General features: G+C 59.3%; 24 protein-coding genes, 1 tRNA gene and 1 pseudogene. 12 read left to right on the plus strand and 14 right to left on the minus strand.

The window, feature by feature from the left end; all coding sequences use genetic code 11:
* The first annotated feature begins 9 nt into the window (after window positions 1-9).
* From LOY54_RS09765 to cysG, 4 genes are read left to right on the plus strand one after another with little or no spacing between them, the layout of a single operon-like run.
* A complete protein-coding gene (locus LOY54_RS09765) occupies window positions 10-1,335 on the plus strand; it encodes a replication-associated recombination protein A (RefSeq protein ID WP_045201405.1) in 1,326 nt (441 codons plus the stop codon).
* A complete protein-coding gene (gene crcB / locus LOY54_RS09770) occupies window positions 1,332-1,706 on the plus strand; it encodes a fluoride efflux transporter CrcB (RefSeq protein ID WP_045201406.1) in 375 nt (124 codons plus the stop codon). Before LOY54_RS09765 ends, crcB begins: the two co-directional genes overlap by 4 nt.
* 17 nt (window positions 1,707-1,723) lie before the next feature.
* Entirely contained in the window at window positions 1,724-3,004 is a 1,281-nt protein-coding gene (serS, locus tag LOY54_RS09775; RefSeq protein ID WP_045201407.1) for a serine--tRNA ligase, read from the plus strand.
* Window positions 3,005-4,393: a siroheme synthase CysG gene (gene cysG / locus LOY54_RS09780; RefSeq protein WP_093384891.1), complete on the plus strand. Its 1,389-nt coding sequence runs from the start codon at window positions 3,005-3,007 to the stop codon at window positions 4,391-4,393.
* A 69-nt stretch (window positions 4,394-4,462) separates the two neighbouring features.
* Here the strand turns inward: cysG and LOY54_RS09785 are convergent.
* The 8 genes and pseudogenes from LOY54_RS09785 to LOY54_RS09820 all read right to left on the minus strand — a co-directional run bounded on the left by LOY54_RS09785 (window position 4,463) and on the right by LOY54_RS09820 (window position 10,214).
* A pseudogene (locus LOY54_RS09785) lies at window positions 4,463-5,423 on the minus strand (glutathione S-transferase family protein).
* Between the two features lie 101 nt (window positions 5,424-5,524).
* Window positions 5,525-6,499, minus strand: a complete 975-nt coding sequence (locus tag LOY54_RS09790; RefSeq protein WP_258610707.1) for a glycosyl transferase family protein — start codon at window positions 6,497-6,499, stop codon at window positions 5,525-5,527.
* 14 nt (window positions 6,500-6,513) lie between these two features.
* Window positions 6,514-6,849 (minus strand): TusE/DsrC/DsvC family sulfur relay protein, encoded by a 336-nt coding sequence (locus LOY54_RS09795; protein WP_258610251.1) that lies wholly within the window; start codon window positions 6,847-6,849, stop codon window positions 6,514-6,516.
* Window positions 6,846-7,145, minus strand: coding sequence for a sulfurtransferase complex subunit TusB (tusB, locus tag LOY54_RS09800; protein ID WP_258610252.1), 300 nt, complete (start codon window positions 7,143-7,145; stop codon window positions 6,846-6,848). The genes LOY54_RS09795 and tusB overlap by 4 nt, the downstream gene beginning before the upstream one ends.
* Complete coding sequence (tusC, locus tag LOY54_RS09805) at window positions 7,145-7,504, minus strand: sulfurtransferase complex subunit TusC (RefSeq protein WP_258610253.1); 360 nt, start codon at window positions 7,502-7,504, stop codon at window positions 7,145-7,147. The genes tusB and tusC overlap by 1 nt, the downstream gene beginning before the upstream one ends.
* A gap of 1 nt (window position 7,505) precedes the next feature.
* Window positions 7,506-7,898: a sulfurtransferase complex subunit TusD gene (gene tusD / locus LOY54_RS09810; protein WP_258597239.1), complete on the minus strand. Its 393-nt coding sequence runs from the start codon at window positions 7,896-7,898 to the stop codon at window positions 7,506-7,508.
* 94 nt (window positions 7,899-7,992) lie between these two features.
* Window positions 7,993-9,372, minus strand: a complete 1,380-nt coding sequence (locus LOY54_RS09815) for a nucleobase:cation symporter-2 family protein (RefSeq protein ID WP_045201415.1) — start codon at window positions 9,370-9,372, stop codon at window positions 7,993-7,995.
* A gap of 170 nt (window positions 9,373-9,542) precedes the next feature.
* Entirely contained in the window at window positions 9,543-10,214 is a 672-nt protein-coding gene (locus tag LOY54_RS09820) for a Bax inhibitor-1/YccA family protein (RefSeq protein WP_045201416.1), read from the minus strand.
* A gap of 121 nt (window positions 10,215-10,335) precedes the next feature.
* Here LOY54_RS09820 and LOY54_RS09825 point away from each other — a divergent pair.
* From LOY54_RS09825 to qatC, 4 genes are all read left to right on the plus strand, one after another.
* Window positions 10,336-10,423 (plus strand) — tRNA-Ser (locus LOY54_RS09825).
* 591 nt (window positions 10,424-11,014) lie between these two features.
* Window positions 11,015-12,886, plus strand: a complete 1,872-nt coding sequence (locus LOY54_RS09830) for a P-loop NTPase fold protein (protein WP_258610254.1) — start codon at window positions 11,015-11,017, stop codon at window positions 12,884-12,886.
* A gap of 280 nt (window positions 12,887-13,166) precedes the next feature.
* Entirely contained in the window at window positions 13,167-13,772 is a 606-nt protein-coding gene (qatB, locus tag LOY54_RS09835; protein WP_258610255.1) for a Qat anti-phage system associated protein QatB, read from the plus strand.
* Window positions 13,769-15,037, plus strand: coding sequence for a Qat anti-phage system QueC-like protein QatC (gene qatC, locus LOY54_RS09840; protein ID WP_309475665.1), 1,269 nt, complete (start codon window positions 13,769-13,771; stop codon window positions 15,035-15,037). Before qatB ends, qatC begins: the two co-directional genes overlap by 4 nt.
* Before the next feature lie 668 nt (window positions 15,038-15,705).
* Here the strand turns inward: qatC and tnpC are convergent.
* From tnpC to LOY54_RS09870, 6 genes are all read right to left on the minus strand, one after another.
* Window positions 15,706-17,241, minus strand: coding sequence for an IS66 family transposase (tnpC, locus tag LOY54_RS09845; RefSeq protein ID WP_258608024.1), 1,536 nt, complete (start codon window positions 17,239-17,241; stop codon window positions 15,706-15,708).
* 63 nt (window positions 17,242-17,304) lie between these two features.
* Window positions 17,305-17,640, minus strand: a complete 336-nt coding sequence (gene tnpB, locus LOY54_RS09850; protein WP_232893846.1) for an IS66 family insertion sequence element accessory protein TnpB — start codon at window positions 17,638-17,640, stop codon at window positions 17,305-17,307.
* Window positions 17,637-17,957: an IS66-like element accessory protein TnpA gene (tnpA, locus tag LOY54_RS09855; RefSeq protein WP_258608021.1), complete on the minus strand. Its 321-nt coding sequence runs from the start codon at window positions 17,955-17,957 to the stop codon at window positions 17,637-17,639. The genes tnpB and tnpA overlap by 4 nt, the downstream gene beginning before the upstream one ends.
* A 221-nt stretch (window positions 17,958-18,178) precedes the next feature.
* Window positions 18,179-19,341 (minus strand): IS3 family transposase gene (locus tag LOY54_RS09860; RefSeq protein ID WP_258606965.1). Its coding sequence is split into 2 segments (ribosomal slippage): window positions 18,179-19,089 and window positions 19,089-19,341, totalling 1,164 coding nucleotides; the frame shifts between segments, so codons are not numbered across the junction.
* 59 nt (window positions 19,342-19,400) lie between these two features.
* The gene (locus LOY54_RS09865) at window positions 19,401-19,676 is read right to left on the minus strand and encodes a GrlR family regulatory protein (RefSeq protein ID WP_258610257.1); all 276 of its coding nucleotides are present in this window, start codon (window positions 19,674-19,676) and stop codon (window positions 19,401-19,403) included.
* A gap of 283 nt (window positions 19,677-19,959) precedes the next feature.
* Entirely contained in the window at window positions 19,960-20,235 is a 276-nt protein-coding gene (locus LOY54_RS09870; protein WP_258610258.1) for a hypothetical protein, read from the minus strand.
* 273 nt (window positions 20,236-20,508) lie between these two features.
* On the opposite strand from LOY54_RS09870, the gene yhhA reads away from it, so the two are divergent.
* Genes yhhA through LOY54_RS09890 form a run of 4 tightly spaced genes read left to right on the plus strand, consistent with a single transcriptional unit; the run spans window position 20,509 to window position 25,029 of the window.
* Window positions 20,509-20,691 carry a YhhA family cyclophane-containing RiPP gene (gene yhhA / locus LOY54_RS09875; RefSeq protein WP_258610259.1) on the plus strand — a complete coding sequence of 61 codons (183 nt, stop codon included), beginning with the start codon at window positions 20,509-20,511 and terminating at the stop codon, window positions 20,689-20,691.
* 9 nt (window positions 20,692-20,700) lie between these two features.
* The gene (gene yhhB, locus LOY54_RS09880) at window positions 20,701-22,872 is read left to right on the plus strand and encodes a cyclophane-forming radical SAM/SPASM peptide maturase YhhB (protein WP_258610260.1); all 2,172 of its coding nucleotides are present in this window, start codon (window positions 20,701-20,703) and stop codon (window positions 22,870-22,872) included.
* Window positions 22,829-23,842, plus strand: coding sequence for a hypothetical protein (locus LOY54_RS09885; protein WP_258610261.1), 1,014 nt, complete (start codon window positions 22,829-22,831; stop codon window positions 23,840-23,842). Before yhhB ends, LOY54_RS09885 begins: the two co-directional genes overlap by 44 nt.
* Window positions 23,839-25,029: a hypothetical protein gene (locus tag LOY54_RS09890; protein WP_258610262.1), complete on the plus strand. Its 1,191-nt coding sequence runs from the start codon at window positions 23,839-23,841 to the stop codon at window positions 25,027-25,029. Before LOY54_RS09885 ends, LOY54_RS09890 begins: the two co-directional genes overlap by 4 nt.
* Window positions 25,030-25,465: the final 436 nt, after the last annotated feature.

Below are 25,465 nucleotides of genomic sequence, written 5' to 3' on the forward strand. Positions count from 1 at the left end.
CCGCCGTTCATGGACCTGTTTCGTAGCGACCCCGTAGCCCAGCCCCTGGCCGCGCGCCTGCGCCCGGCCAACCTGGACGAGTACGTTGGCCAGGAGCACCTGCTGGCCCGCGGCAAGCCGCTGCGCGAGGCACTGGAAGCGGGCGCGCTGCACTCGATGATCTTCTGGGGCCCGCCCGGGGTCGGCAAGACTACCCTGGCGCGGCTGCTGGCGCAGTTCTGCGACGCCCACTTCGAGACCGTTTCGGCGGTGTTGGCCGGGGTCAAGGAAATCCGCCACGCGGTGGACATCGCCAAGCAGCAGGCGGGGCAGTACGGGCGCCGGACGATTCTGTTCGTCGATGAAGTGCACCGCTTCAACAAGTCCCAGCAAGATGCCTTTCTGCCCTATGTGGAAGACGGCACGCTGATCTTCATCGGCGCCACCACCGAGAACCCCTCGTTCGAGCTCAACAACGCGCTGCTGTCGCGGGCGCGGGTGTATGTGCTCAAAAGCCTCGATGAAGCGGCGCTGCGCAAGCTGGTCAACCGCGCCCTGACTGAAGAGCGCGGCCTGGGCAAGCGCCAGTTGCGGGTCGGCGACGAAGCCTTCCAGATGCTCATGGCCGCCGCCGATGGCGATGGCCGGCGCATGCTCAACTTTCTTGAAAACGCCTCGGACCTGGCCGAAGACGGCGGCGAAATCGGCGTCGAGCTGCTGCAGAGCCTGCTCGGCGACAGCCGCCGGCGTTTCGACAAGGGCGGCGAAGCCTTCTATGACCAGATCTCGGCGCTGCACAAATCAGTGCGCGGCTCCAACCCCGACGGCGCCCTGTACTGGTTCGCGCGCATGCTCGATGGCGGCTGCGACCCGCTGTACATCGCCCGCCGCGTGGTGCGCATGGCCAGCGAAGACATCGGCAACGCCGACCCCCGCGCCCTGAGCCTGTGCCTGGCGGCCTGGGACGTGCAGGAGCGCCTGGGCAGCCCCGAAGGCGAGCTGGCGGTGGCCCAGGCCATTACCTACCTTGCCTGCGCACCGAAGAGCAACGCGGTGTACATGGGCTTCAAGACCGCCCTGCGCGAAGCCGGCGAGCACGGCTCGCTGGAAGTGCCGCTGCACCTGCGCAACGCGCCCACAAAACTGATGAAGCAACTGGGCTATGGCGATGAATACCGCTACGCCCACGACGAGCCGGATGCCTACGCTGCCGGTGAGGACTACTTCCCCGACAACCTCGCGCCGCGCCACTATTACCAACCGGTGCCGCGCGGCCTGGAACTGAAGATCGGCGAGAAGCTCAGGCACCTGGCCGAACTCGACCGCAACAGCCCGCGGCAGCGGAGAAAACCATGATTGCGCTGATCGCCGCGGTCAGCGCCGGCGGCATCGCCGGTACCTTGCTGCGCTTTGCCACGGCCAATTGGGTCAACGCACACTGGCCACGCCACTTCTATCTCGGTACGCTGGCGGTCAATCTGCTCGGCTGCCTGCTGATCGGCTTGCTCTACGGGCTGTTTTTGCATCGCCCGCTGGTGCCGGTCGAGCTGCGCGCGGGCCTGATCGTCGGCTTTCTCGGCGGTCTGACAACCTTTTCATCCTTTTCACTGGACACCGTGCGCCTGCTCGAAAGCGGGCAGGCGCCGCTGGCCTTCGGGTATGCCGGAGCCAGCGTATTGGGCGGGCTGCTCGCTACCTGGGCCGGCCTGTCTTTGACCAAATTCTGAACCAACGAGAGAACGATATGCTCGATTCCAAACTGTTACGCGGCCAACTTCAGGAAGTGGCGGACCGCCTGGCCTCCCGTGGCTTCAGCCTGGATGTCGCGCGCATCGAGGCCCTGGAAGAACGCCGCAAGGTGGTGCAGACCCGTACCGAACAACTGCAAGCCGAGCGTAACGCCCGTTCCAAATCCATCGGCCAGGCCAAGGCCAAGGGCGAAGACATCGCCCCGCTGATGGCGGACGTCGAGCGCATGGCGGGTGAACTTGCCAGCGGCAAGGTCGAGCTGGACGGCATCCAGGCCGAACTGGATGGCATCCTGCTGGGTATTCCCAACCTGCCGGATGACAGCGTGCCGGTCGGCGCCGATGAAGACCACAACGTCGAAGTGCGTCGTTGGGGCACCCCGCGCGCCTTCGACTTCGAGATCAAGGACCACGTGGCGCTCGGCGAGCTGACCGGCGGCCTGGACTTTGAAACCGCGGCCAAGCTGTCGGGTGCCCGTTTTGCCCTGCTGCGCGGCCCGATCGCGCGCCTGCACCGCGCCCTGGCGCAGTTCATGATCAACCTGCACACCAGCGAGCACGGCTACGAAGAAGCCTACACCCCGTACCTGGTCCAGGCCCCGGCGCTGCAAGGCACCGGCCAGTTGCCCAAGTTCGAGGAAGACCTGTTCAAGATCAGCCGCGACGGCGAAGCCGACTTCTACCTGATCCCGACTGCCGAAGTGTCGCTGACCAACATCGTGGCCGGCGAGATCCTCGACGCCAAGCAACTGCCGATCAAGTTCGTCGCCCATACCCCGTGCTTCCGTAGCGAAGCCGGTGCTTCGGGCCGCGACACCCGCGGCATGATCCGCCAGCACCAGTTCGACAAGGTCGAAATGGTACAGATCGTCGAGCCGGGCAAATCCATGGAAGCCCTCGAAGGCCTGACCGCCAACGCCGAACGCGTCCTGCAGGCCCTGGAGCTGCCATACCGGGTTCTGGCGCTGTGCACTGGCGACATGGGCTTCAGCGCGGTGAAAACCTACGACCTGGAAGTCTGGGTGCCAAGCCAGGACAAGTACCGCGAAATCTCCTCGTGCTCCAACTGTGGCGATTTCCAGGCCCGGCGCATGCAGGCGCGCTGGCGCAACCCGGAAACCGGCAAGCCGGAACTGGTGCACACCCTCAACGGTTCGGGCCTGGCAGTTGGCCGGACCCTGGTGGCGGTGCTCGAGAACTACCAGCAGGCCGACGGTTCGATCCGCGTGCCAGAAGTGCTCAAGCCGTACATGGGTGGCCTGGAGGTCATCGGTTAAATGGAATTCCTGCCGCTGTTCCACAAACTGCGCGGCAGCCGTGTGCTGATCGTCGGCGCAGGCGAGATTGCCCTGCGCAAATCGCGTCTGCTGGCCGACGCCGGGGCTGTGCTGCGGGTCGTGGCGCCCGAGATCGAAGCGCAACTGGCCGAGCTTGCCCGGCACAGCGGTGGTGAAATCCTCAGCCGTGGTTACCAGCCTGGCGACCTCGACGGTTGCCAGCTGATCATTGCCGCCACCGACGACCAGGCGCTCAACGCCCAGGTCTCGGCCGATGCCCAGCAGCGCTGCGTGCCGGTCAATGTGGTCGATGCGCCGGCGCTGTGTTCGGTGATCTTCCCGGCCATTGTCGACCGCTCGCCATTGGTAGTGGCGGTGTCCAGCGGCGGCGACGCGCCGGTGCTGGCGCGGCTGATCCGGGCCAAGCTGGAAACCTGGATTCCCGCCGCCTATGGCGAGCTGGCCGGCCTTGGCGCGCGCTTTCGGCACAAGGTCAAGGCGCTGTACCCGGACGTCAATCAGCGTCGCGGTTTCTGGGAAGATGTCTTCCAGGGGCCGATCGCCGAGCGGCAACTGGCCGGGCAGGGCGCTGAAGCCGAGCGCCTGCTGCAAGCCAAGATCGACGGTGCCACTTACCAGGCGCCGGGCGAGGTGTATCTGGTCGGCGCCGGTCCCGGTGACCCGGACCTGCTGACCTTCCGCGCCTTACGCCTGATGCAGCAAGCCGACGTGGTGCTCTACGATCGCCTGGTCGCCCCGGCGATCATCGAGCTGTGCCGCCGTGATGCCGAGCGCATCTACGTCGGCAAGCGCCGCGCCGACCACGCCGTGCCGCAAGCGCAGATCAACCAGCAACTGGTCGACCTGGCGCGTCAGGGCAAGCGGGTGCTGCGTCTGAAGGGCGGCGATCCGTTCATCTTCGGCCGTGGCGGCGAAGAGATCGAGGAGCTGGCGGCCCAGGGCATTCCGTTTCAGGTGGTGCCGGGGATTACCGCGGCCAGCGGCTGCTCGGCCTATGCCGGCATCCCGCTGACCCACCGCGATTATGCGCAGTCGGTGCGTTTCGTCACCGGTCACCTCAAGGACGGTACCAGCGACCTGCCCTGGCACGACCTGGTGGCACCGGCGCAGACCTTGGTGTTCTACATGGGCCTGGTGGGCCTGCCGACCATCTGTGCCGAGTTGATTCGTCACGGGCGTGCGGCCGATACCCCGGCGGCCCTGGTGCAGCAGGGCACCACGCCGAACCAGCGGGTGTTCACCGGCACCCTGGCCGACTTGCCCAAGCTTGTGGCCGAGCATGAAGTGCATGCACCGACCCTGGTGATTGTCGGCGAAGTCGTACAGCTGCGCGAGAAACTGGCCTGGTTCGAAGGCGCCCAGCCTTGAAATCATCGCGGGTCAAGCCCGCTCCCACAAAACCTGTGGGAGCGGGCTTGACCCGCGATGAATCCACCCCTATTCCCCAGCCTTGCGCCAAATCCCTCGCCCCACCAACCGCTGCCGGTCATGCTCCAGCTCAAAATCCTGCAATGGCCCCTTGGGCACAATCCCGTTCGGATTGATGGTCTTGTGGCTCATGTAGTAATGCTTCTGGATATGCTCGAAATTCACCGTCTCGGCGATTCCCGGCCACTGGTACAGCTCCCGTAGCCAGTTCGACAGGTTCGGGTAATCGGCAATACGCCGCAGGTTGCACTTGAAGTGCCCGTGGTACACCGCGTCAAAGCGGATCAGCGTGGTGAACAGCCGCCAGTCGGCCTCGGTCAGGTATTCCCCGGCCAGATAGCGCTGGGTGCCCAGCAGCCGCTCCAGATGATCCAGCTCGGCAAACACCTCGTCAAAGGCCTGCTCGTAGGCCGCCTGCGACGTGGCAAAGCCCGCCCGGTACACGCCATTGTTGACCGCCGGGTAAATCCGCTCGTTGAGTGCGTCGATCTGCTCGCGCAAGGGTTCGGGATACAGGTCCAGGCGATTGCCGGTCAGCTCGTCGAACGCCGAGTTGAAGATGCGAATGATCTCTGCCGATTCGTTGTTGACGATGCGCTGCTCGTGTTTGTCCCACAGCACCGGCACCGTGACCCGGCCGCTGTAGTGTGGGTCGTCGCGGGTGTAGCGCTGGTGCAGGAAATCCAGGTGCTCAAGCTTGTCGCCGGTCGAGCCCTTGTTCTGGTCAAAAGTCCAGCCATGCTCGGCCATCAACCAACTGACCACCGATACATCGATCAGGCTCTCAAGGCCCTTGAGCTTGCGAAAGATCAGGGTGCGGTGGGCCCAGGGGCAGGCCAGCGACACGTACAGGTGATAACGGCCTGCTTCGGCGCCGGGCAGGGCGTTGCGCCGCTGCGCGCTGGAAGGCGCCGTCTTTGCTGCTTTCATACCACTGGTCGTGCCAGCGTCCGTCGATCAACAGGCCCATGCTGAGCTCCTTGGCGATTTGTTCTGATATAGAACCCAGTGTACGGAGCTGGGTTCGAACGAATAGCGCAAAGTCCGGGCCTGTTTGATCGGCTCAGTCGATCAGTTGCGCTGATCCCAATAGCGTTGGGCCTGGGCGAAGGCTTCCTCGCGGCTCTGACCGAGGCCGCGCAAGGCCAGGGCCATGGTTGCGACCACGGCCAGTTCGCCGTAGCTGTTCTGCTCATCACCGCGCCACACGGCCAGCAACTGCTCGGGCTCCAGGCTCGCCGGTTTGACATGACGCTGGGCGGCCAGGGCCGGCCATTCTTCATCCCAGTCGATGCCATTGGCGGTGCCGTACAGGTGGCTACTGGTGTCCGGGTTGATCTCGATCTCGCCGCCATCGCCCTTGACCACGATTGCCGTATCGCCGAGCAAGCGGCTGGCTTCGCGGTGCACTGCCTGGTAGCCGGGGTGGAAGATGCTCTGCAGGCCGCAGCGGGCATTGAGCGGATTGAGCACCCGGGCCAGGGAGTGAATTGGCGAGCGCAGGCCCAGGGTGTTGCGCAGGTCGATCATCCGTTGCAGGCGCGGGGCCCAATCTTGCAGCGGGATGAACGCCAGCATGTGGCTTTCCAGCGCTTCAGACACTGCATTCCAGTCCCGGCACAGCGGAATCTTCAGCAGCGCCAGCACTTGCTCGGTGTACAGCCGCCCGGCCGTGTGCGCGCCGCCGCCGTGCAGAAGAATGCGCACGCCGTTGGCGGCCAGGCACTTGGCGGCCAGCAGGTACCAGGGCAGGTGGCGTTTTTTGCCGGCGTAGCTTGGCCAGTCGAGATCAACCTCAATCGGCGGTACCTGCAAACGCTGGCGCAGGGCCTCGGTGAAGCCGGCCAGCTCCTCAGGGCTTTCTTCCTTGTGGCGCAGCAGCATCAGAAAGGCGCCGAGCTGGGTTTCCTCGACCTTGCCATCGAGCAGCATGCCCATGGCCTCGCGGGCTTCCTCGCGGCTCAGGCCACGGGCGCCGCGCTTACCCTTGCCAAGAATGCGCACGAACTGGGCAAACGGGTGTTCGGCCGGGGTTTCGGTGATCAACGGGCTGTGTTCGGTCATATGCAATTGGTCGGCTTCGGCAGGCCCGCAAGTTTCGCGGCGAGTTTGGCGGGGGTGCCCTTGAACAGGCGGTTCAGGTGCAGGCTGTTGCCTTTGTCCGCGCCCAGCTTGAGCGCGGTGTACTTGATCAGCGGGCGGGTGGCCGGCGACAGCTCGAACTCCCGGTAGAAGTCGCGCAACAGGTTCAGCACCTCCCAGTGTTCGGCGGTCAGCTCAAGCTCTTCATGGGCGGCGAGGGCGCTGGCGACCTCTTCGGACCAATCATCCAGCTCGAGCAGGTAGCCGTCTTTATCCAGGGCGATGCTGCGCTCGCCGACAGTCAGGGTACTCATAGCCAGCTGTTGACCTTGTCATAGTGCAGCGACAGCTCGACGAAGGCCGGGTAGTCGATGGCCTTGCCCAGCTCACTGAGGACGATGGCGCGGGCTTGCAGGTCTTCGTCCAGGGCGAACAGGCGCCCGTCCAGCTGGCTCGCCTGCAGGCTGCGCAGCGGCGCACTGCCGGGCTGCAGGGCATACACCGCATCACCGCACAGCAACAGGCCGTCGGCGCTGCCGAGCAGGCGCAGGCAGCTGCTCAGGCGGTTATCGCCAAATGGCGAGTGGGAAATCACGTGCAAGGTGCTCATCAGAGGGTCACCACCTGGTCGAAACGGTCGATCAACGCCGCAAGCGCGGCGTCATCCAGCACCTGCACTGGCAGGCTCAGGGTGTCGGCAGCAAGGCCGCGCTCTTGCAGGCAGCTAGCGGCGGCAAACAGTTCCTCGACGCCAAACATCGGCAGGGCCTGCAGGTTGGCCGCGAGGTTCTTCTGCTGCAACTGGGCCGGTTGCTGGCCGGGGGCGAGCTGGAACACGCCATCATCGAGAAACAGCATGCCCAGCGGCAAATCGAAGGCACCGCCTGCCAGGGCGATATCCAGCGCCTCGCGGGCGGACGGCCCGGCCCAGGGTGCCTGGCGGCTGATAATCAGCAAGGACTTGGCCATTTCAGTCGCCTCCAAAGCACATCAACCGATCGGCGCCTTGCGCCGCTTCATGCAACTGGCCCAGCCCCGACAACTCCCACGGCGCCGGCAGGTTGACCGCCGGGCGCTGGTAGCGCTGGGCTTCCTCGGCGTTGAGCACGCCACGGCGCAGGGCGGCGGCGATGCACACCACGGCATCGAGCTGCTGGGCGCTGACGAACGCGCGCCACTCGGCGGGCAGGTCCAGTTCATCCTGGGGCGCCACGACATTGCCCGAGGCGCTGTGCACACCGTCCTGATAGAAAAACAACCGGACAATCTCATGCCCGCCAGCAACCGCCGCCTGGGCAAAACGCAGGGCGCGGCGCGAGGAGGGCGCATGGGCCGGAGAAAAAACCGCAATGGCGAACTTCATGGAAGGCTCTTTCAGCAAATCTGCGGGAATGATAAAGCAAAAAGCCCGCTCCTGTTGGAGCGGGCTTGACCCACGATGGGCGGCAACCTCAACCTCAGGCCTTGTCTTTATGCTCCGGCAAGAACCAGTTCAGTACCAGGGCACAAATCCCCCCGGTGGCCACCCCCGACTCCAGCACATTACGCAGCGCCGACGGCATGTGCGCGAGGAACTCCGGCACCTGCGCCACGCCCAGGCCCAGCGCCAGCGACACGGCGATGATCAGCAGCGCGCGACGATCCAGGCTGATGCTGGCAAGGATATTGATCCCCGAAGCCGCCACCGCGCCGAACATCACCATCGCCGCCCCCCCGAGCACCGGCTCCGGCACCGCCTGGATCACCCCGGCCACGCTCGGGAACAGGCCAAGAATCACCAGCATCGCCGCAATCCATACGCCAATATGGCGGCTGGCAATGCCGGTCAGCTGAATCACGCCATTGTTCTGGGCAAAGATCGAGCTCGGGAAGGTATTGAACACCCCGGCCAGCAGCGAGTTGGCGCCGTTGACCAGCACCCCGCCCTTGATCCGCTGCATCCACAGCGGGCCTTCCACTGGCTGGCGCGAAACCTTGCTGGTCGCGGTCACATCACCAATGGCTTCCAGCGATGTAACCAGGTAAATCACCAGCATCGGAATAAACAACGCCCAGGAGAAGCCCAGGCCGAAATGCAGGGGTACCGGCACCTGGAACAGCGCGGCTTCGTGCATGCCGGTGAAATTCAGGCGGCCCAGGTAGCCGGCCAGGGCATAGCCCACGGCCAGGGCGATAACGATGGCGCAGCTGCGCATCCACACCACCGGAATACGGTTGAGAATGACGATGATCGCCAGCACCACACCCGACAGCAGCAGGTTCTCGCCATTGGCAAAGGTACCGTTGCTCATCGCCGCAAAGCCGCCACCCATGCTGATCAGGCCGACCTTGATCAGGGTCAGGCCGATCATCAGCACGACGATCCCGGTCACCAGCGGAGTGATCAGGCGTTTGACGAACGGCAGAATGCGCGAAATGCCCATCTCCACGAACGAACCGGCGATCACCACACCAAAAATCGCCGCCATCACACCTTCAACCGGCGTGCCTTGCTTGACCATCAACGCGCCACCGGCGATCAACGGCCCGACAAAGTTGAAACTGGTGCCCTGCACAATCAACAGCCCGGCGCCGAACGGCCCGAAGCGGCGGCACTGCACGAAGGTAGCGATCCCCGAGATCACCAGCGACATCGACACAATCAGGTTGGTATCACGGGCCGAAACCCCCAGTGCCTGGCAGATCAGCAGGCCGGGGGTGACGATCGGCACAATGATCGCCAGCAGATGCTGCAACGCCGCCAGCATCGCAATCAGCGGCCGCGGCCGGTCTTCAAGGCCGAGGACCAGTTCATTGGCCTGCGCGGGTGCGCCGGGTCCTTGCTCGATTGAACTCATGGGAGTGCTGCCCCGGAAGAAAAAAGGAGCGCATTCTACGGGGCCGCACTCGTTTACGGTAGTGCGGGAGCTGGCTTTGCCGGCGATGCAAGGCAAAGCCTTGGCAAACCCCGGCCACAAAAAAGCCCGCCGAAGCGGGCTTTCTCTCAACACGTCACACCAACAACCAATCAGTCATCACGACCCATCAGGCCGAACAGCTGCAGCAGGCTGACGAACAGGTTGTAGATCGATACATACAGGCTGATGGTCGCCATGATGTAGTTACGCTCGCCACCGTGGATGATCGCGCTGGTCTGGAACAGGATGCATACCGACGAGAACAGCACGAAACCGGCGCTGATCGCCAGTTGCAGGCCGCTGATCTGGAAGAAGAAGCTGGCAACCACGGCGCCCAGCAGGACGAAGAAGCCTGCGGTGATGAAACCGCTGAGGAAGCTCATGTCCTTGCGGGAGATCAGCACATAGGCCGACAGACCACCGAACACCAGGGCGGTCATGGCAAATGCCGAGCTGACCACCTCGGCGCCACCGGCCATACCCAGGTAACGGTTGAGGATAGGGCCGAGCAAAAAGCCCATGAAACCGGTGAGGGCGAAGGTAGACACCAGGCCCCAGACCGAATCACGCAGCTTGTTGGTGAGGAAGAACAGGCCGTAGAAGCCGATCAGCACCACGAAAATGTTCGGGTAGCCGACGCGCATCTGCTGCGCCACGTAGGCCATGACGCCACTGAAGGCGAGGGTGATAGCCAGCAACCCGTATGTGTTACGCAGGACGCGGCTGACCTCCTGCTGCTCGACCTGCTGGCCGTGATTGACGGCGTAATCCTGTTCGCGCATGGCGACACTCCTGTGGGTTTGAAACGTTCAGATGCAAAGATCATAACAGAGCCGCGCAAAGCAGCCACATAGAGAGTTTGACAGCTTGTTTCATTTCGGTATTATGGCGCCCGCAATACGAGGAAGCGTGGCCGAGTGGTTTAAGGCAACGGTCTTGAAAACCGTCGATGGGCAACTATCCTAGAGTTCGAATCTCTACGCTTCCGCCACTAATTCTCATTAAAGCCCTGATTATCCAGGGCTTTTTTGTGTCTGGTCGGTTTCAGCCCATACGCTAGCCCATACTTTGGGCGCTGGCTTTGAGTGCGCCTCGTTGGAATTTTCTGCCGAACGGTCTCTCACTTTTAAGCTGCGGAGCCTTGATGCGATATGCAGGCTGCCGTTGGGTTAGTCGTACTCAAGACGCCATCCATGCCGGATGGCCTTCCCCTGTCGTTGTACTGCTTGGCCTCCGACTGTTGCCGCCTGCCTGGCGTTCGCTTGAATAGATTTAGTACAGAGTCTAGAGAGAACCGTTCTGACTGAGAGGCGACACGTGTGCTCCAACACCGCTGCTGCGGCAAGCACATCAGATAGTACTTGAGCCAGCACGCAGAGATTCTGACATGCAGGCAACAGGCATATGTGTCCTCTTGCTGACTGATCTCTACGTAACGAAATATTTCCTCATCTCATTACACCCGTAGGTGGTGGCCACTGGCCCAGTGCAAAGGCTACTATGGCGCGTCGTTGCCATTGCTTCACGCTGACAACTTTCACTCGGAAAGCTTTCACGCTGAAGACGTCCAGGGAGGGTTGTCATGTGGGTAGATAACGAGACAGAAACAGACTTCCTCAACTTTTCTGGGGTCGCTGACACGGTCGCCGAGATCGTTTACCAGGCGGAAGGGCGTCCGATTTCAATCGGAGTGTCCGGGGCGTGGGGCGCGGGCAAGTCGTCCATGATCAAGTTGATCCAGACGTCCCTCAAAGATCCGCCCCAAGGCGAGGAGAAGCCAGCGAAAGAATTTGTATTCGTTGAGTTCAACGCTTGGCTCTATCAGGGCTACGATGACGCCCGCGCAGCCTTGATGGACGTGATCGCCACGCGTCTGGAGGCCGAGGCCAAGAAGCGTGCGAAAGGGCTAGATAAGGCATCTGAGCTGCTTTCACGGGTGAATTGGCTCCGGGCTGCGAAGCTCGCCGGCAGCACAGCCTTGTCTTTTGCTACGGGAGTACCCGCGCCGGGCCTGCTAGGCGAGATCATCGGCCTTGTTGACCGAGTTCGATCTGGGCAGGTTGATCAGGATGCCATCGAGGCATTGCACGACACCGCCGAAAAAGCCAAGGATGAGGCCGGTAAGCTATGGAGTAGCGCGCCTGCCAAAAAGTCTCCGCCGAAGGAAATCCAGGCACTCAGGGATAACTTCGAGGCCATCCTGGAAGAGCTGGGGGTCACCCTGGTCGTGTTGATCGACGACCTGGATCGCTGCCTGCCGGAGACCACGATCTCAACCCTGGAAGCCATTCGTCTCTTCCTGTTCCTGCGCAACACGGCGTTCGTGATCGCTGCGGACAACGAGATGATCAAGCACGCGGTGCGCAAGCACTTTAGCGGCGTGCCCGATGATGTCTTGGTGACAAGCTATTTCGACAAACTGATTCAGGTGCCGATTCGTGTCCCTCCCTTGGGTACCCAGGAAGTCCGGGCCTACATGATGATGCTGTTCCTGGAGAACAGTAAGCTGCCCAAAAAAGTCGTCGAAGACATTCGAGTCAAGGTGCGCGGACAGCTTCGGACAACCTGGCAGGGCAACCGGGTGGATCGCGCGTTCATGCAGACCTTGTACGACGACTACCCCACAGATCTGATCGGTAAGTTTGATACCGCTGAGCGGCTGGTTGCAGTCATGACGTCAGCTTCTGGTATCCAGGGAAACCCGCGACTCATCAAGCGATTCTTGAATGCGCTGTCTATCCGCATGAGCATCTCTCGTGCCCAAGGGGTGGGTGTCGACGAAGCCGTACTGGTTAAGCTGATGCTGTTCGAGCGTAGCGGCAACCCCAAAGCGTACGAAGAGCTGATGAAGGCTGTGGCCTCCCACAAGGACGGCAAGCCCGTGCTGCTTGGCGAATGGGAAGCTGATGTGAAGTTGGGTAAGGCCCTGACGCTCCAGCAGCCCTGGGATCTTCCTTTCGTCAAAGAGTGGCTCGCCCTGCCTCCAGCATTGGCAGACAAAGATTTGCGGGGTGCTATCTACGTCAGTCGTGAGCACGCTCCGATCATCACAGACGAAGACCGACTGTCTTCAGAAGCTGCCGAGTTGCTCATGGCACTGCTTGCTACCCCTGACATGGCTGAGCAGCTGAAGGATCGGCTGGCTCTCATAGCGCCTGTAGATATCAACGTCGTGATGGATCGTTTGCTTGATAAAGCGGGTGCTGAGCAAGAGTGGGGCGTACCGGACATCTTGGAGGCGTTGCTCGTGGTCGGGCGCCTAGATGCACAGCAGGGACTCCGACTGGCGGCGTTCCTGAAGGCACGTCCGCCTGCGCAAATCCAAGCGGGCATTGTGCCAAAACTGACGGACGAGGCTTGGGTGAAGTCAGTCTACGAATTCTGGATGACGGCTGAAGTCAGTGGGCCGGTGAAGGCTGCGATAAGGAAGTTCGATGGGAACCTCACAAAATAACGATCCGCCTGGCAAGGGCCTACCGTACGTACCACCTTGGACTCCTCCGCTGCCGCCGCTGCCGCCCCCTGTGCCGCCAAAGCCGCCCGAGCCACCGGAGCCAGATCCACAAGATGACGGGCCATCTGAGCCAGACAAGGACGAGATCGAGGATGGTAATGACCAATCCGATGACCCAAGGCAGGTACCCCAGGCACCTTCACCCTTAGCGCCTCCCGCACGATTCAAGGGAGCCCGGCGGGGGCTAGGTGACTTCGCAAACAGCGGTAATCGCAATAGCTTGCGCAAGAGCCTGCGGGAATATGTGCGCCATGGGTATGGTGGATCAAAAACCACCACGGCACGCTTTGGAGGCACCGCGTCGATCGCCGGGGTCTTCGGCAGCGCGCTTGAGTCGGTCGCGGATGGCAGCCAGCAAGCTGGCCCCGGTGTACTTGACCGTGCTCTTCTGCAAGGTCGCTCTGCCTCCGAAGTGATGGATGCGCTGGTTGAGGCCGTGCGCCCCGTAGATGGTACCCAGGATGCAGAAGCCGAGCGTGCTTCGATACGTGGGTCGCTGTCGGATGTTTTGGTGCGCTATCCAGATGCTGACCTGCTCAACCTGTCAGCTGAGCAGCGGGCTTTTGCGATTGAGCGTTTCACAGCGATGGACGTGTTCCATCGGTACGAGCTCGATATGTGCAAGACCATCCAGGAAAAGGCGCCTTCAGCATCGGTCGCAATGCGTCGCTTGAAGGAGATCAAGGACTACATCAAAGAGTGCGTGAGCGCCTCGTTCCGCAAGATCGCAACCGCTAGAACGCCCTTGACTACCGCAAGGATTTCTCAGGTGGTCACCCAGGCGCTGCAGGACACCTTTGAAGTGTTTGAGGGGTACGTAGAATGAGGTTTGTGTGCGGCCCAGCTGGATTCACGGTTCCGGGTATGGACGGCGCCATGCAAGTGGTGATCTACGGCAAAGCTGAAGATGGACAGGTCAGCGTCGGTGGCTATGCCCGTGAACTGCTGGACAAGGCCCATTTGGAAATCAGCCCCCAAGCCTGGGACTTTCTGAGTATCGCGCTTTCAGTGGTGGCTGCTGATTTCACTGATTTGAGATCAAAGAGTGCTGACGCCTGGACTCGGCAGATCAGCCTTGAGATTGCGGTGCAAGATCCGGTGTTTTGGAACACCCAGGCGCGTGCCTTGGAGGCGGCGCTGCGGTTTCTTACAACGGATCAGTGGACGCTGGCTTTCCATCCCGGTGGGTTTGGGCCGCCGGCACAGATGCAGGCGCTGCATCCTTTGGAAGATTCGGTGGTGCTGCTTTCTGGCGGTCTAGACAGCTTGATTGGTGCAATTGACCTGGTGGAGCAGGGGTTAAAGCCCTATGCGGTGAGCCAGATTGTCAGAGGTGATGGTGAGAAGCAGGATCTATTTGCTCAGAGCCTTGGTTTGAACCGGATCGGTCTCAATCATGTGGCCAGATCGCCTGGGCAGCAGGAGCCGTCCCAGCGTGCTCGCTCGATCGTATTTTTGGCATTTGGACTGGCCGTAGCGACCTCGCTCGATCGCTACCACCGTGGCGAGACCGTGCCGCTGTACATCTGCGAGAACGGGTTCATCGCCATCAATCCGCCGCTGACCATGTCCCGAGTTGGCAGCCTGAGCACTCGCACTGCGCATCCTGAGTACCTGGGACGGCTTCAGCAGGTCTTTGATGCTGCCGGCATCAACGTTCAGATTCGCAACCCTTACGCCCTGGTTACGAAAGGGGAAATGATGGTGGGCTGCAGAAATCAGGATTTGCTCAAGCAGCATGCCGTGGCATCAACCAGTTGTGGGCGCTTCCAGCGGTTCGGTTACAAGCACTGTGGCCGCTGCGTGCCATGCCAAGTTAGGCGCGCTTCGTTTAAACGGTGGTCGTCGCTCCGTGATCAAACCGAATACGTCCACGATAACCTGAACAAAGATGACCTGCAGCATGGGCGATTCGAAGACGTACGCTCGGTGGGCATGGCGTTGGCAAACGTTGCTCAAAATGGCTTCGAAGAGTGGCTAGGCCACAGCCTCTTTTCTCCCTTCATCCATGATCGCCAAGGGTATAGTCAGATGCTCGCGCGAGGGCTGGAAGAGCTTGGCGTTTTGCACCGTGACTATCGGCTGATCTAGCTGAGTGACGCTAGCGTCGAATGGCTATGTGGAGTGACTTGATGCATAGCCATAAATCGACGTGTGACTGTACGTATGAGCCGATTGCGGTTCTTTACACACATAGGCAAGATCAGCCGAGGAATGGATGGAGGTGAGAACGGTCTGAATGAGGGAGCCATTGCTCGGTCAAAGGGTGACTAGCGGTCGAGCGGGAGAAGGAATCTGCTCCCGCCTACTCACCGTCTGGTGAGCCAAACGGCCTTCATGGATTAGACAGCGTCTCCTCGTGTAGAAGAGAGGGCTGACCTTTCCAAGCACAAGGGCTCATAACTTTAAACCATCTCACCGCCCGACCTCAGAGCTGATCTGGCGCGGAACGCTTTATTTCCTAACAGCAGCGGAAACCGAATCCAGCCAGACGGGCACTTTGCGTGCAACGCGAGTTAGAGGGTTTTTCGTGGTTTCCCATTCCTCTTTGAGCAGGTGTCGTGCTTGCAGGATTGTCAAATCTGCGAGCTCCCGCCAAACGTTGTATTTTCCCCTCCCTCTTGCCTCTTGGGGGTCTACGTATAGCTTGCTGGGATCGAGTAGGTTCTGTAGTGATGCCAGGAGCTTGTTCGCTTCCTCGTCGGTCGGCTTGAAGCGCATCTGGATCGTAAGCGTCCGCCCAACTCACCTTGCGTAAGTTAGGCAGACACCCACTGATGCGGTAACAGTCGCCCGATCTCACTGGCCCGTTGCGTCGGCAACCGCGTCAGTACATCTTTGAGATAGGCATATGGATCATGCCCATTCATACGCGCTGACTGGATCAAGCTCATGATCGCAGCCGCCCGTTTACCGCTGCGCAGCGATCCGGCAAACAGCCAGTTCGAGCGCCCGAGTGCCCACGGCCGTATCTGGTTTTCAACTTGGTTGTTGTCGATGGGCACAGCTCCATCGTCCAGGTAGCGCGTCAGCGCTACCCAGCGTTTCAGGCTGTAATCGAAGGCTTTGGCCGTGGCTGATCCGTTGGGCACCAGGTCGCGCTGGGCCAACATCCAGTCATGCAGTTTTTTACTGATCGGTACCGCCATTTCCTGACGTATTCGCCAGCGATCTTCATCACTCATGTCCCGCGCCTGGCGTTCGACCTCGTACAGGCCGCTGATCGAGTGCAACGCCTGTTCGGCTAGCTGACTTTTGTTCGCCACATGCAGATCGAAAAACTTGCGACGGGCGTGGGCCATGCAGCCGATCTCAGTGATGCCTTGCTCAAAACCAGCTTTATAGCCAGCGAAGTCATCGCAAACCAGCTTGCCGTTCCAGTCGCCCAGGAAGTTACGCGCGTGTTCGCCAGCACGGCTTGGGCTGAAGTCGTAGACCACCGCCTTGAGCGCCGAAAACGGCGTCGTGCTGTAGGCCCAGACATAGGCTCGGTGGGTTTTCTTCTCGCCCGGCGCAAGCATTTGCACCGGTGTTTCATCAGCGTGAATCACGCCCTGGTTCAGAACGGCTTCACGCAGTGCATCGACCAGCGGCTGGAGCCGCACACCGGTTTGTCCGACCCACTGGGCCAGGGTCGAGCGAGCGATTGCCAGCCCCGCGCGGCCAAAGATTTTCTCCTGCCGGTACAGCGGCAAGTGGTCGGCAAACTTCGCCACCATCACGTGGGCCAACAACCCTGCGGTCGGGAGACCTTTGTCGATAACCTGCGCCGGCACCGGCGCCTGCATCAGTGTCTCGCACTGACGGCAGGCCCATTTGCCACGCACATGTTGCTCGACAGTGAACACGCCCGGCGTGTAATCCAGCTTCTCGCTAACGTCTTCGCCGATGCGTTGAAGTTGGCAGCCACAGGTGCACTGAGTGTTTTCCGGTTCGTGGCGGATCACCGTGCGTGGAAACTGCGGCGGCAATGGCGCACGTTTCGGGGATTGCCGTGGCTCGACCTGTGGCGAAGCTGGGAGGAGCTGTTTCAGCTCTGCTTCGATAGCTTCAAGGTCTGTGTCGAGCAGGTCATCCAGCAAGCTGCCTTGCGCCGGGCTGATTTGCTCGCTGCGCTTAGCAAACTTGTGGCGCTTGAGCAGGGCGATTTCGAACTTGAACTGTTCGATGAGGATTTCATCGTTCTGGATCTTCCTGCTCATCGCCTCGACTTGGGACTGCAACTGCAGCGCCTGTGCCGCCAAGGCACGGAGCTGTTCCGGGGTCATCTGGTCGAGGTTGGGCGAGAAAGTCATGCCGCCGATTGTGCCAGAGCAGGCCCGAAACGACGACAAGCAGACCGGTCAAATGGCCGGCGATTACAGCATGCTGATCACGCCACCCGTGCCGACTCGCTGCCACGGCAAACCCAGTACCAACGCCTGGAGTTGCTCGCTGTCGAGTTCGACCTCGCAGCCATGGCGAATGCCGGGCCAGTGGAACTTGCCTTGGTTCAGTCGACGCGCTGCAAGCCAGACGCCGACGCCATCGTGCACCAGCACTTTCATCCGGTTAGCCCGGCGATTGGCGAACAGGTAAGCGCAGTGCGGCTTCGCCGCACCGAACACCGCGATCACTCGGGCTAATGCGGTTTCGGTACCGGCGCGCATGTCCATCGGCTCGGTGGCCAGCCAGATGGCATCGATACGGATCATCGAGTGACAGCCCGAATAAACTGCGCGCAGCCTTCAGGGTCTGAGGTTGGCCATTTCACCGTGATCACTTGCCCGGCCATGGGCAACTCGATGATCACTGGCGCTTCGGCTGGCCGTTTAGGTGCGGCTTTAAGCGGGACGAATGCCGGTAGTGAAGCCGCTGCGGGCTGATCTCGATAGAGCGGCATCCATTTGCGGATAACGTTGGCATTGATGCCATGGCTGATGGCGACACTGGAAATGGATGCGCCAGGTTGCAGGCATTCCTGAACGACCTGGGCTTTGAACGGTTTCGGATAAGAGCTTCGTTGGCGCATGGAAATCCTGGCGATAAGGGTGATCGCGTCCGCTTAAAAATACGCGGACACCATCGCCCTTAAAGCTGGAGTTCGGAAGGTGAGTTCGCCGGACGCTTACTCTGGATCTTTCTGTACGCACGGAAAGCCTCGTACTTCAGTGAGTTGAGTTTTTTATGGGCCTCTGCCTTCAGCTCTTGGTCATCACTCGGGTTGGTGTCGATGTACAGGTCTTGTAGTGGTCAACTAATCCCGGACACTGCGTTAACTTTTTCCTCGGCCACAGCGGGCGCCAGCCCGCTGTTAAATTGATGTGGCCGTTGCCAGTTGTAGCGCTGCATCAAAAACCGGCCGATATCCTGCTGTGCTAACGAAGCGCTCATGTAGCCCACGGTCGGTATCCATTCCGTTTTCAGGCTGCGAAACAACCGTTCCATCGGTGCATTGTCGTGGCAGTTTCCACGTCGACTCATGCTCTGTTTGAAGCGATAGCGCCACAGTCGCTGACGGAAGCCTCGGCTGCCGTACTGGCTTCCTTGGTCGCTGTGAAACAGAACGTTCTGAGGCCGACCACGCTGCTCATAGGCCATATCCAAAGCCTTGATAACCAGGTCAGCGTCAGGCTTCGATGAAAACGCCCAGCCCACCACGCGACGGGCGAACAGATCGATCACAGCCGCCAAATAGTGCCAGCGACCTTGAGCCCAGACATACGTGATGTCACCGCACCAGACCTCATTCGGCGCCGACACGGTGAACTCTCGATCCAACACGTTCGGGATATCCGGCCGCTCCACCGTCGCCTTTTTATAGGCATGTGAGCCAGGTTGCTTGCTGATCAATTTCATTTCGTTCATCAGCTTGCGCACCTTGAATCGCCCAATCTCTATGCCGTCCGCGCGCATCATGAGCATGATGCTTCGGCTGCCCGCCGCGCTGCGGCTTTGAGTGAACAGCTCGTTCACTCGGCTGCGTAAAACCAATCGCTCAACGTCCGGAGATCGGCGCTTGCGGCAGTGCGCGTAATAGCAAGATCGGGTGACTTCAAATACCGAGCACAACAGATCAACAGGCTCTTCAGCGCGGAGTTGATCAATTAACGCGAACGCTCGTGTTCCTCGGCCATCAAGAGCGCGGTGGCCTTTTTTAAGATCGATTTTTCCCGTTCCAGCCGATTGATTCGAGCTTCCAGCTCTTGGATTTTTTGCTGTTCGGGCGTCAGCGCTTTACTGGTCGGGGTTACACCATTTCGCTCTTCCTGAAGCTGGTTAACCCATCGACGCAGGGCCGACTCCACCAGCCCAAGTGAACGGGCGGCATCGATATGGCTGTAGCCCTGGTCGAGCACCAGGCTGGCAGCTTCGCGCTTGAATTCTGGGGTAAAGGTACGACGTTGCTTGGTCATCAGACACCTCTCTATGGCGAGCATTTTCGCCTAAATGGGTGTCCGGAATCATTAGACCACTACACCTGCAGGGAGAAGACGCCTTTCTCGTAATCGACAGTGCCATGAGCTTCAAGCACGAACCCGCCAGTACCGCCGAAAACATGGGTGTTACCGGCTTGCCATTGCTGCACGTTGATCTGGGTTTTGAATTCGCCAGATTGAGCGGGAAGTTTTCCTTGATACAGGAAATTGGCATCGCTGCCATTCACGCTGCCATCCTTGACGAACACGAGTCCAGATCCGAAATCCTGGATGTTGGAGCGGAAGTGAACCTCAAACACACCTTGCGACATGGGAGTCTCCATGGAGGCTGAAATTGAGCGTTCAGCATAATGGGATCCATTGCGGGGTGGCCTAAAGCTGTTTTGTTGCCAGATATTTCCAAGTACCTAAGTTATTGGGGGCTGCGCACGATCGCTGACGAGTACTCTGAGGGCGTCTAGCGAGCAATGTTTTGTCCTAATTACCTCCGGCAGCTTTTGCTTTCGCATTGTTCGATTTAAGGAGTTCAGCCGCTGCGTTCTTAGAATCCTGCTCTGTCGATTTCAAAGTCTTCCAGGCCTCTCGTACCGACTTCTACTGCGCAATGACCGCATTCACTACATCCAGTGTGCTGCAGGCGCCGGAAGCCGAGCTGGCGGTGTTTGCTCCACACGCTGAGTGGAATTCTATGGAGCCCTTCTCGGGGAATTTGACGGTCTCGATATAGCGAGGGTCGGCGACGGTGGCGCTGAATTTCTGCCCTGCTAGAGGGCCGTCGTTAAACAGCACGGTTACGTTCCGGCACGCTGAGTAAAAAATCGTCTTCTGAGATTTTTCACTGGCACTCTTGGCATAGACAAGGTTGTCCAACGCTTCGTCTTTAACCAGGCCAAATTCTGCTTCCAGATGGATGGTCTTTTGTCGGACGAATAGCGTCGTCCGTAAACTCCTAGAGCTTGCTATGGCAGGCTAAATCCTACTTTAAAGAGGTTGTGCGCATAAAATACGGTAAATTCGGCTTTTCTGCGTCTAAAAGCAGTCTTTGGCGCACCTGAGTGTCAGTTTGTTATAAATTGGATCCGGTGCTTGAATTCGTCACTTTTCTTCGGCGATGATGGCACTTCAATATTTAAGGAGTACGTGATGTCGTCTGCAGCTGTCAAAATCGAACAACGGGCCCCTTCGGCCATTCGCCAACGCCTGTCGAAAGGCCAAAGCACCAACCCGGCCATCCAGCGCCTGCGGTCGCGCGTGCTGACTGAGTCGGATGTCGGCCAGGTCATCACCAGCTATGACCGTATGCACCACCGTCACAACCGTTCGTGAGTCACCTGCATGGACGCCGCTAAGTTCTCGTCGTTTCTGGTAAAAGTGGCATCGCGGTGTAACCTCGATTGCGATTACTGCTATGTCTACCATCACGCGGATCAGAGTTGGCGCTCCATGCCCAAATTCCTTTCCGCCGAACACCGCAGGGCATTTGCCAGGCAGCTCGCGGAATACGTGATCCAAAGTGATCTGAAGCATTGTGCGGTAATTCTGCATGGCGGAGAGCCGCTGCTTGCAGGCGCTCAAACACTGGCAGACTTTGCGGCGCTTCTGCGCCAGAGCTGCTCGATCCCTGTTGACGTCAGTTTGCAAACCAATGGGTTGCTGCTGACTGACGAGGCACTTCAGATTCTGGCAGCGGCGGATATAGGTGTCTCGCTGAGCTTGGACGGGCCCAAAATCGCCAATGACAGGCATCGCTTGACGCGCAAGGGGCGCTCAAGCTTCGATCAGACAGAACAAGCGCTCATTCGTCTTCAGAACTACCCCTCTGTTTTCGCGGGAGTCATTGCTGTCGTTGACACCTCGACCAGTGCAGCTGAACTCTTTGAATACTTCAACCAATTCAAAATTCCACGGCTGGATTTCCTCTTGCCCGACGCACACTGGCTTCGCCCACCTCCCGGGCGTAATCAGGATCCGGGTCTGTATGAGCAGTGGCTGGTGAATGCGTTCGATGTTTGGTTCGACGAGTATCCACACATCCCGCTTCGCACCTTTGAGGCCTTGCTCGATCTGTGTGCAGGGCTGCCTTCTGGAACTGATGCGTTTGGCTTTGGCGATGTGAGTTTGCTGTCTATCGAAACGGACGGCAGCTATCACGATCTTGATGTATTGAAGGTCACTCAGGATGGCGCCACCCGATTGGTTGGCACCGTCCTGGATACCTCTATTTCAGAAGTGGCTCAATCGTTGGCGATTGAGCAGCACCGACGCTACTTGCGCAAAGAAGGATTGTCGCAGGTGTGTCAGTCGTGTGCGATCGTCGACATCTGCGGTGGCGGCTCACTTCCTCACCGTTTCGGTCAGGACGGATTCACCAATCCCACGGTGTATTGCAATGAAATGAAGCGGTTGGTGGCACACATCACCGAGCGCCTAAACGAGCACCTGAATGAGGATTGGCAGGTCGAAGAGCAGATACCGCTTCCTGGCACGTTCGATCTTGTCCAATTTGAGTTGGCTGAGACTTCAGAGGCCCACCTTGGATGGTTGTGTGCTGGCGCCGATGCCGACGCAGTGCAGAGCCTGCAGGAGGCTCTGGATCTTTACCTTGATGATCCTCGTGCGATTCAGCTGCGTTTGCTGGACGATGTGGCGTTTGAGCGCAAGGCACAGCAGCCAGGTGCTATCGCCTGGGCAGGTGCTGCCATGGCTCAAAGCCGGGGGCATGCGTTGCTAGCTGTAGATGGGCAGGCCATCACAGTAAGTTCTGACTACCTGGACAGGCTGCTCATTGACGCGGAGCAGCACGATTGTGCTGGGTTCGCAGTCGCAGAGGATGATCTGTGGCTAAGGGCGCCATTTGGCACCGCCATCTATTTTGAAGGGGATGAGCTCGCAGCGGTCGGTCGGGCTTTGGTTCAGCAGGCAATGGAGATCGTTAAGGCATGGCGCCCTGCGCTTGCCTCGGAAATGGAGTCTGCCTGCAGTGCTATCCAGTTCATCCGTGACCCCAGCGCAGACCCGCGAAAGATCGTTTCCTTCAGCGATAACTCTGTTCCAGGGGCTTTGTACGTCTCGATTTCGCAAGGTGATCGACTAATCGACCCTTACGACCTGGCGGACTCCCTGATTCATGAACACCGCCATCAGAAGCTCTACCTCTTGGAGCGATATGCCCCTACGGTTGAGCGCACTACTGCACAGGTTGTCTCTCCATGGCGTGAGGATCTGCGTCCACCCTCAGGTCTGCTTCATGCGGTATTCGTATTTGTGGAACTCAGGCGCTTCTGGCTTTACGTCAGTGAGCACGGCCCAGCCGAGTTAAATTCGCGAGCCATTAACCAGATCGCTGATACCGACCTGCACCTTCGGCAGGCACTTGAAACGCTCAAGGAATGCCCGCTGACGGATATTGGGCAACGCTTGGTCGACGTGTTGCGCAGTGCATCCAGAGAAGGGATAACGCCAGATGAGTTCGCCGCTAACCGTTCCGTTGTCCAGCTTGTCGGCTGATTTACATCAGAGACATGCGCAGCTTCGAGACTACTTCTGTGACAAGGACGCGTTAGCTACCTGCGTTGATGAGCAGTGGGTCTTGGCTCTGAATTGGTCGGATGATCCATACCGCTATGTCGATCCTCGGCTTGATGAAGGGTTGGCTTGGTGGGGCTGTGACATCAAGTACCAGGACATGGCCTTGGCTCGTAAGCGCAGAGGGAGGGTATTGTTAGCGCTCAATGACACGTGGACACTAGAAAGTTGGAGCGAGTGGCTGGCGAGAACGCCGCAGCCCCAAAGCATCACCGTGCTTCATGTCGATGATCATAAAGATCTGGGTGCGCCCCGTATTTTTAACCGGCCAGGTGGTTGGCTTGATCCCATCGTCAAACAACCCGTTGACCTGCATGAGCCGAATTCAGTAGCCAGTGCAATCATGAGTGGCGCTCTGGGCATGGGGAGCTTCCTCACGCCTTTTTTGCATCAGTATCCGGACGCCGATGTACGCCATCTCTGTCAGGCCCCAAAATGTGTTCGAACCATCGATTCGCGGATCATTCTGGAGTCGATGGCCGATACCTTGCTCGACCCTTCGGCCTACCGTCCTGCTATTTCACTGGTATCAGATGAGGAGGGGCCTGGACGAGGGCGGTATCGGTTTACTAATGATCTTGATGCGTGGCTTGAAAGTCTGTCGGAGGATAACGCACCCATCCTCCTCCATGTGGACATGGATTACTTCTGCAACCGGTACGATGGTGACAGTGATCATGTTGAGCACCCAGGCCCATTGAACGATTCATTGCCGCAAGTTCTCAGTAGGATCGACGCACTGACCAGTGCGTTGCACCGGCACGGTTTGATTGATCGTCTCGCAGACATCGTGATCGCATTCTCCCCTGGATTCTTCCCGGCTGAATTCTGGGCTGAAAGCTGTGATCGACTTCTTGTCGGTCTGGGAGAGCTGCCGTGGCGCGAACAGTGAGCACTCCAAGAGCTAAGGCTACTGCGCGTAAAACCCCGAAGCCTCCAGCGGTCAAGGCCAAATCGAAGCTCGGGCCTGTGCCATTTGAGAAGCTGGAGTTCGTTCGCACCCCAGGAAGCCGTGAGCGAGGCGGTGGCCCAGGTGGCGAGGCATGGATCATCTCAGCCGAGGGGAAGCGTGCGGGAATCGCCTATATAAATTTGGTCGAGGACGCAGTTCGTGGTCGCTATGCCTCATTTCATGTCTTTTTGAATCGACCGAGTCAAGGACGGCAGATTGGACGCGCTGCTTATCAGTACTGCTGCCTGAACAGCCAATACGATGTCATCTACGCGCACATGCGCAAGTCCAACCTGGCGTCTCGCAAGGCGGCCGAACACGCCGGCTTTGAGGAGGCTACGGTGGCTGGCGATACCCAGCTCGTCCTTGTCTGGCATCGAAATGCTGACCAAGCTGTCAGACCCGCGAGCCCTACAGTTTCTGCTTCTGCCACACACTCTGAGAGCCCGTCCGAGCGCGGCTTACAGGCACAGACTTCAACAGGAGTCAGCATCCCCAATGAGAAACCGATGAGCTCAATAGACCTGCAGTTTGACCAAAAAAGTAACGATGTCCTCATTTGGAATGGCCAAGTTGTCATGTCGCGTACCGAAGAGGAATATTTCAAAGCACTCTTTTCCAGGCTCGCGCACCTTCAGCCTCGCACTGTTCTCGAAATCGGTTTCGGCCTGGGCATCTCCGCTGCGTTGATTCAGCAATATTTCAAGCCTGATCGGCACGACATTTTTGAAATAGAAACCAGCATCTATCAGGATCTGTTGACCTTCTCACAGCATCATCCGTCGGTGCGACCGTTCTGCGGCGATTGGAACCAATGCCATATTGAAGAGCACTACGACTTCATTTTCTTCGACCCGTTTGACTATCACTCGGACGAGAAGGGAGGAGAAAGTGCTGTCGGAGAGGAGTCTCAGCTGGCAAGGCGGGCTTCCAGGGCTCAAAAAATGCGAGCGCTGCTGAATCCTGGCGGTGTCCTGTGTCATCCCCATTTCGGCGACGGAGATGTGCCGGAGCTTCCTGGCTTCTCCACCGTTATTGTCGATCGGATAAAAGTGTCGCCCATTCGGATGGCGGACGAGACGCTGTGCGATGATGTGGCGATTGTCTATCACAAACCTAAAGCGTAACGGCTGGCAGCTTTGCAGCATGAAAGCTCGTGCGCAGGGGTAAGGCTGATGTGTCGAGGAACCAGCCAGTAACAACCGACTATCTCAGGGCTAAGAAAGTCAGCTCAAAGTGTCGATTCACTGCCATAGGTCTAAACTGCTGCAGCTACGAGTTCGGCATCTGTCACGAACAAAAATGGTGGGCAGTGTCGGACAACAGCAAGCATATGATTTTTCTTGAGATTTTAAGTGTGCAGTCGGATGCATACTGAGCCCAAAAGCCTGGGAAGACTGGGAGACCCTGGAATTGCTGGGGTTGCCGGGTTCGGCATAGGTGTGTGTCAGGTATTTATTTTTCCTGTGAGGAGGGGTGCCTTGGATAAGGGTTCGAATCTCTACGCTTCCGCCACTTCCAAAGCCCTGATTATTCAGGGCTTTTTGCGTTTCTGGGGGTCGA

This window comes from Pseudomonas sp. B21-032, assembly GCF_024748965.1.
GTDB lineage: Bacteria > Pseudomonadota > Gammaproteobacteria > Pseudomonadales > Pseudomonadaceae > Aquipseudomonas.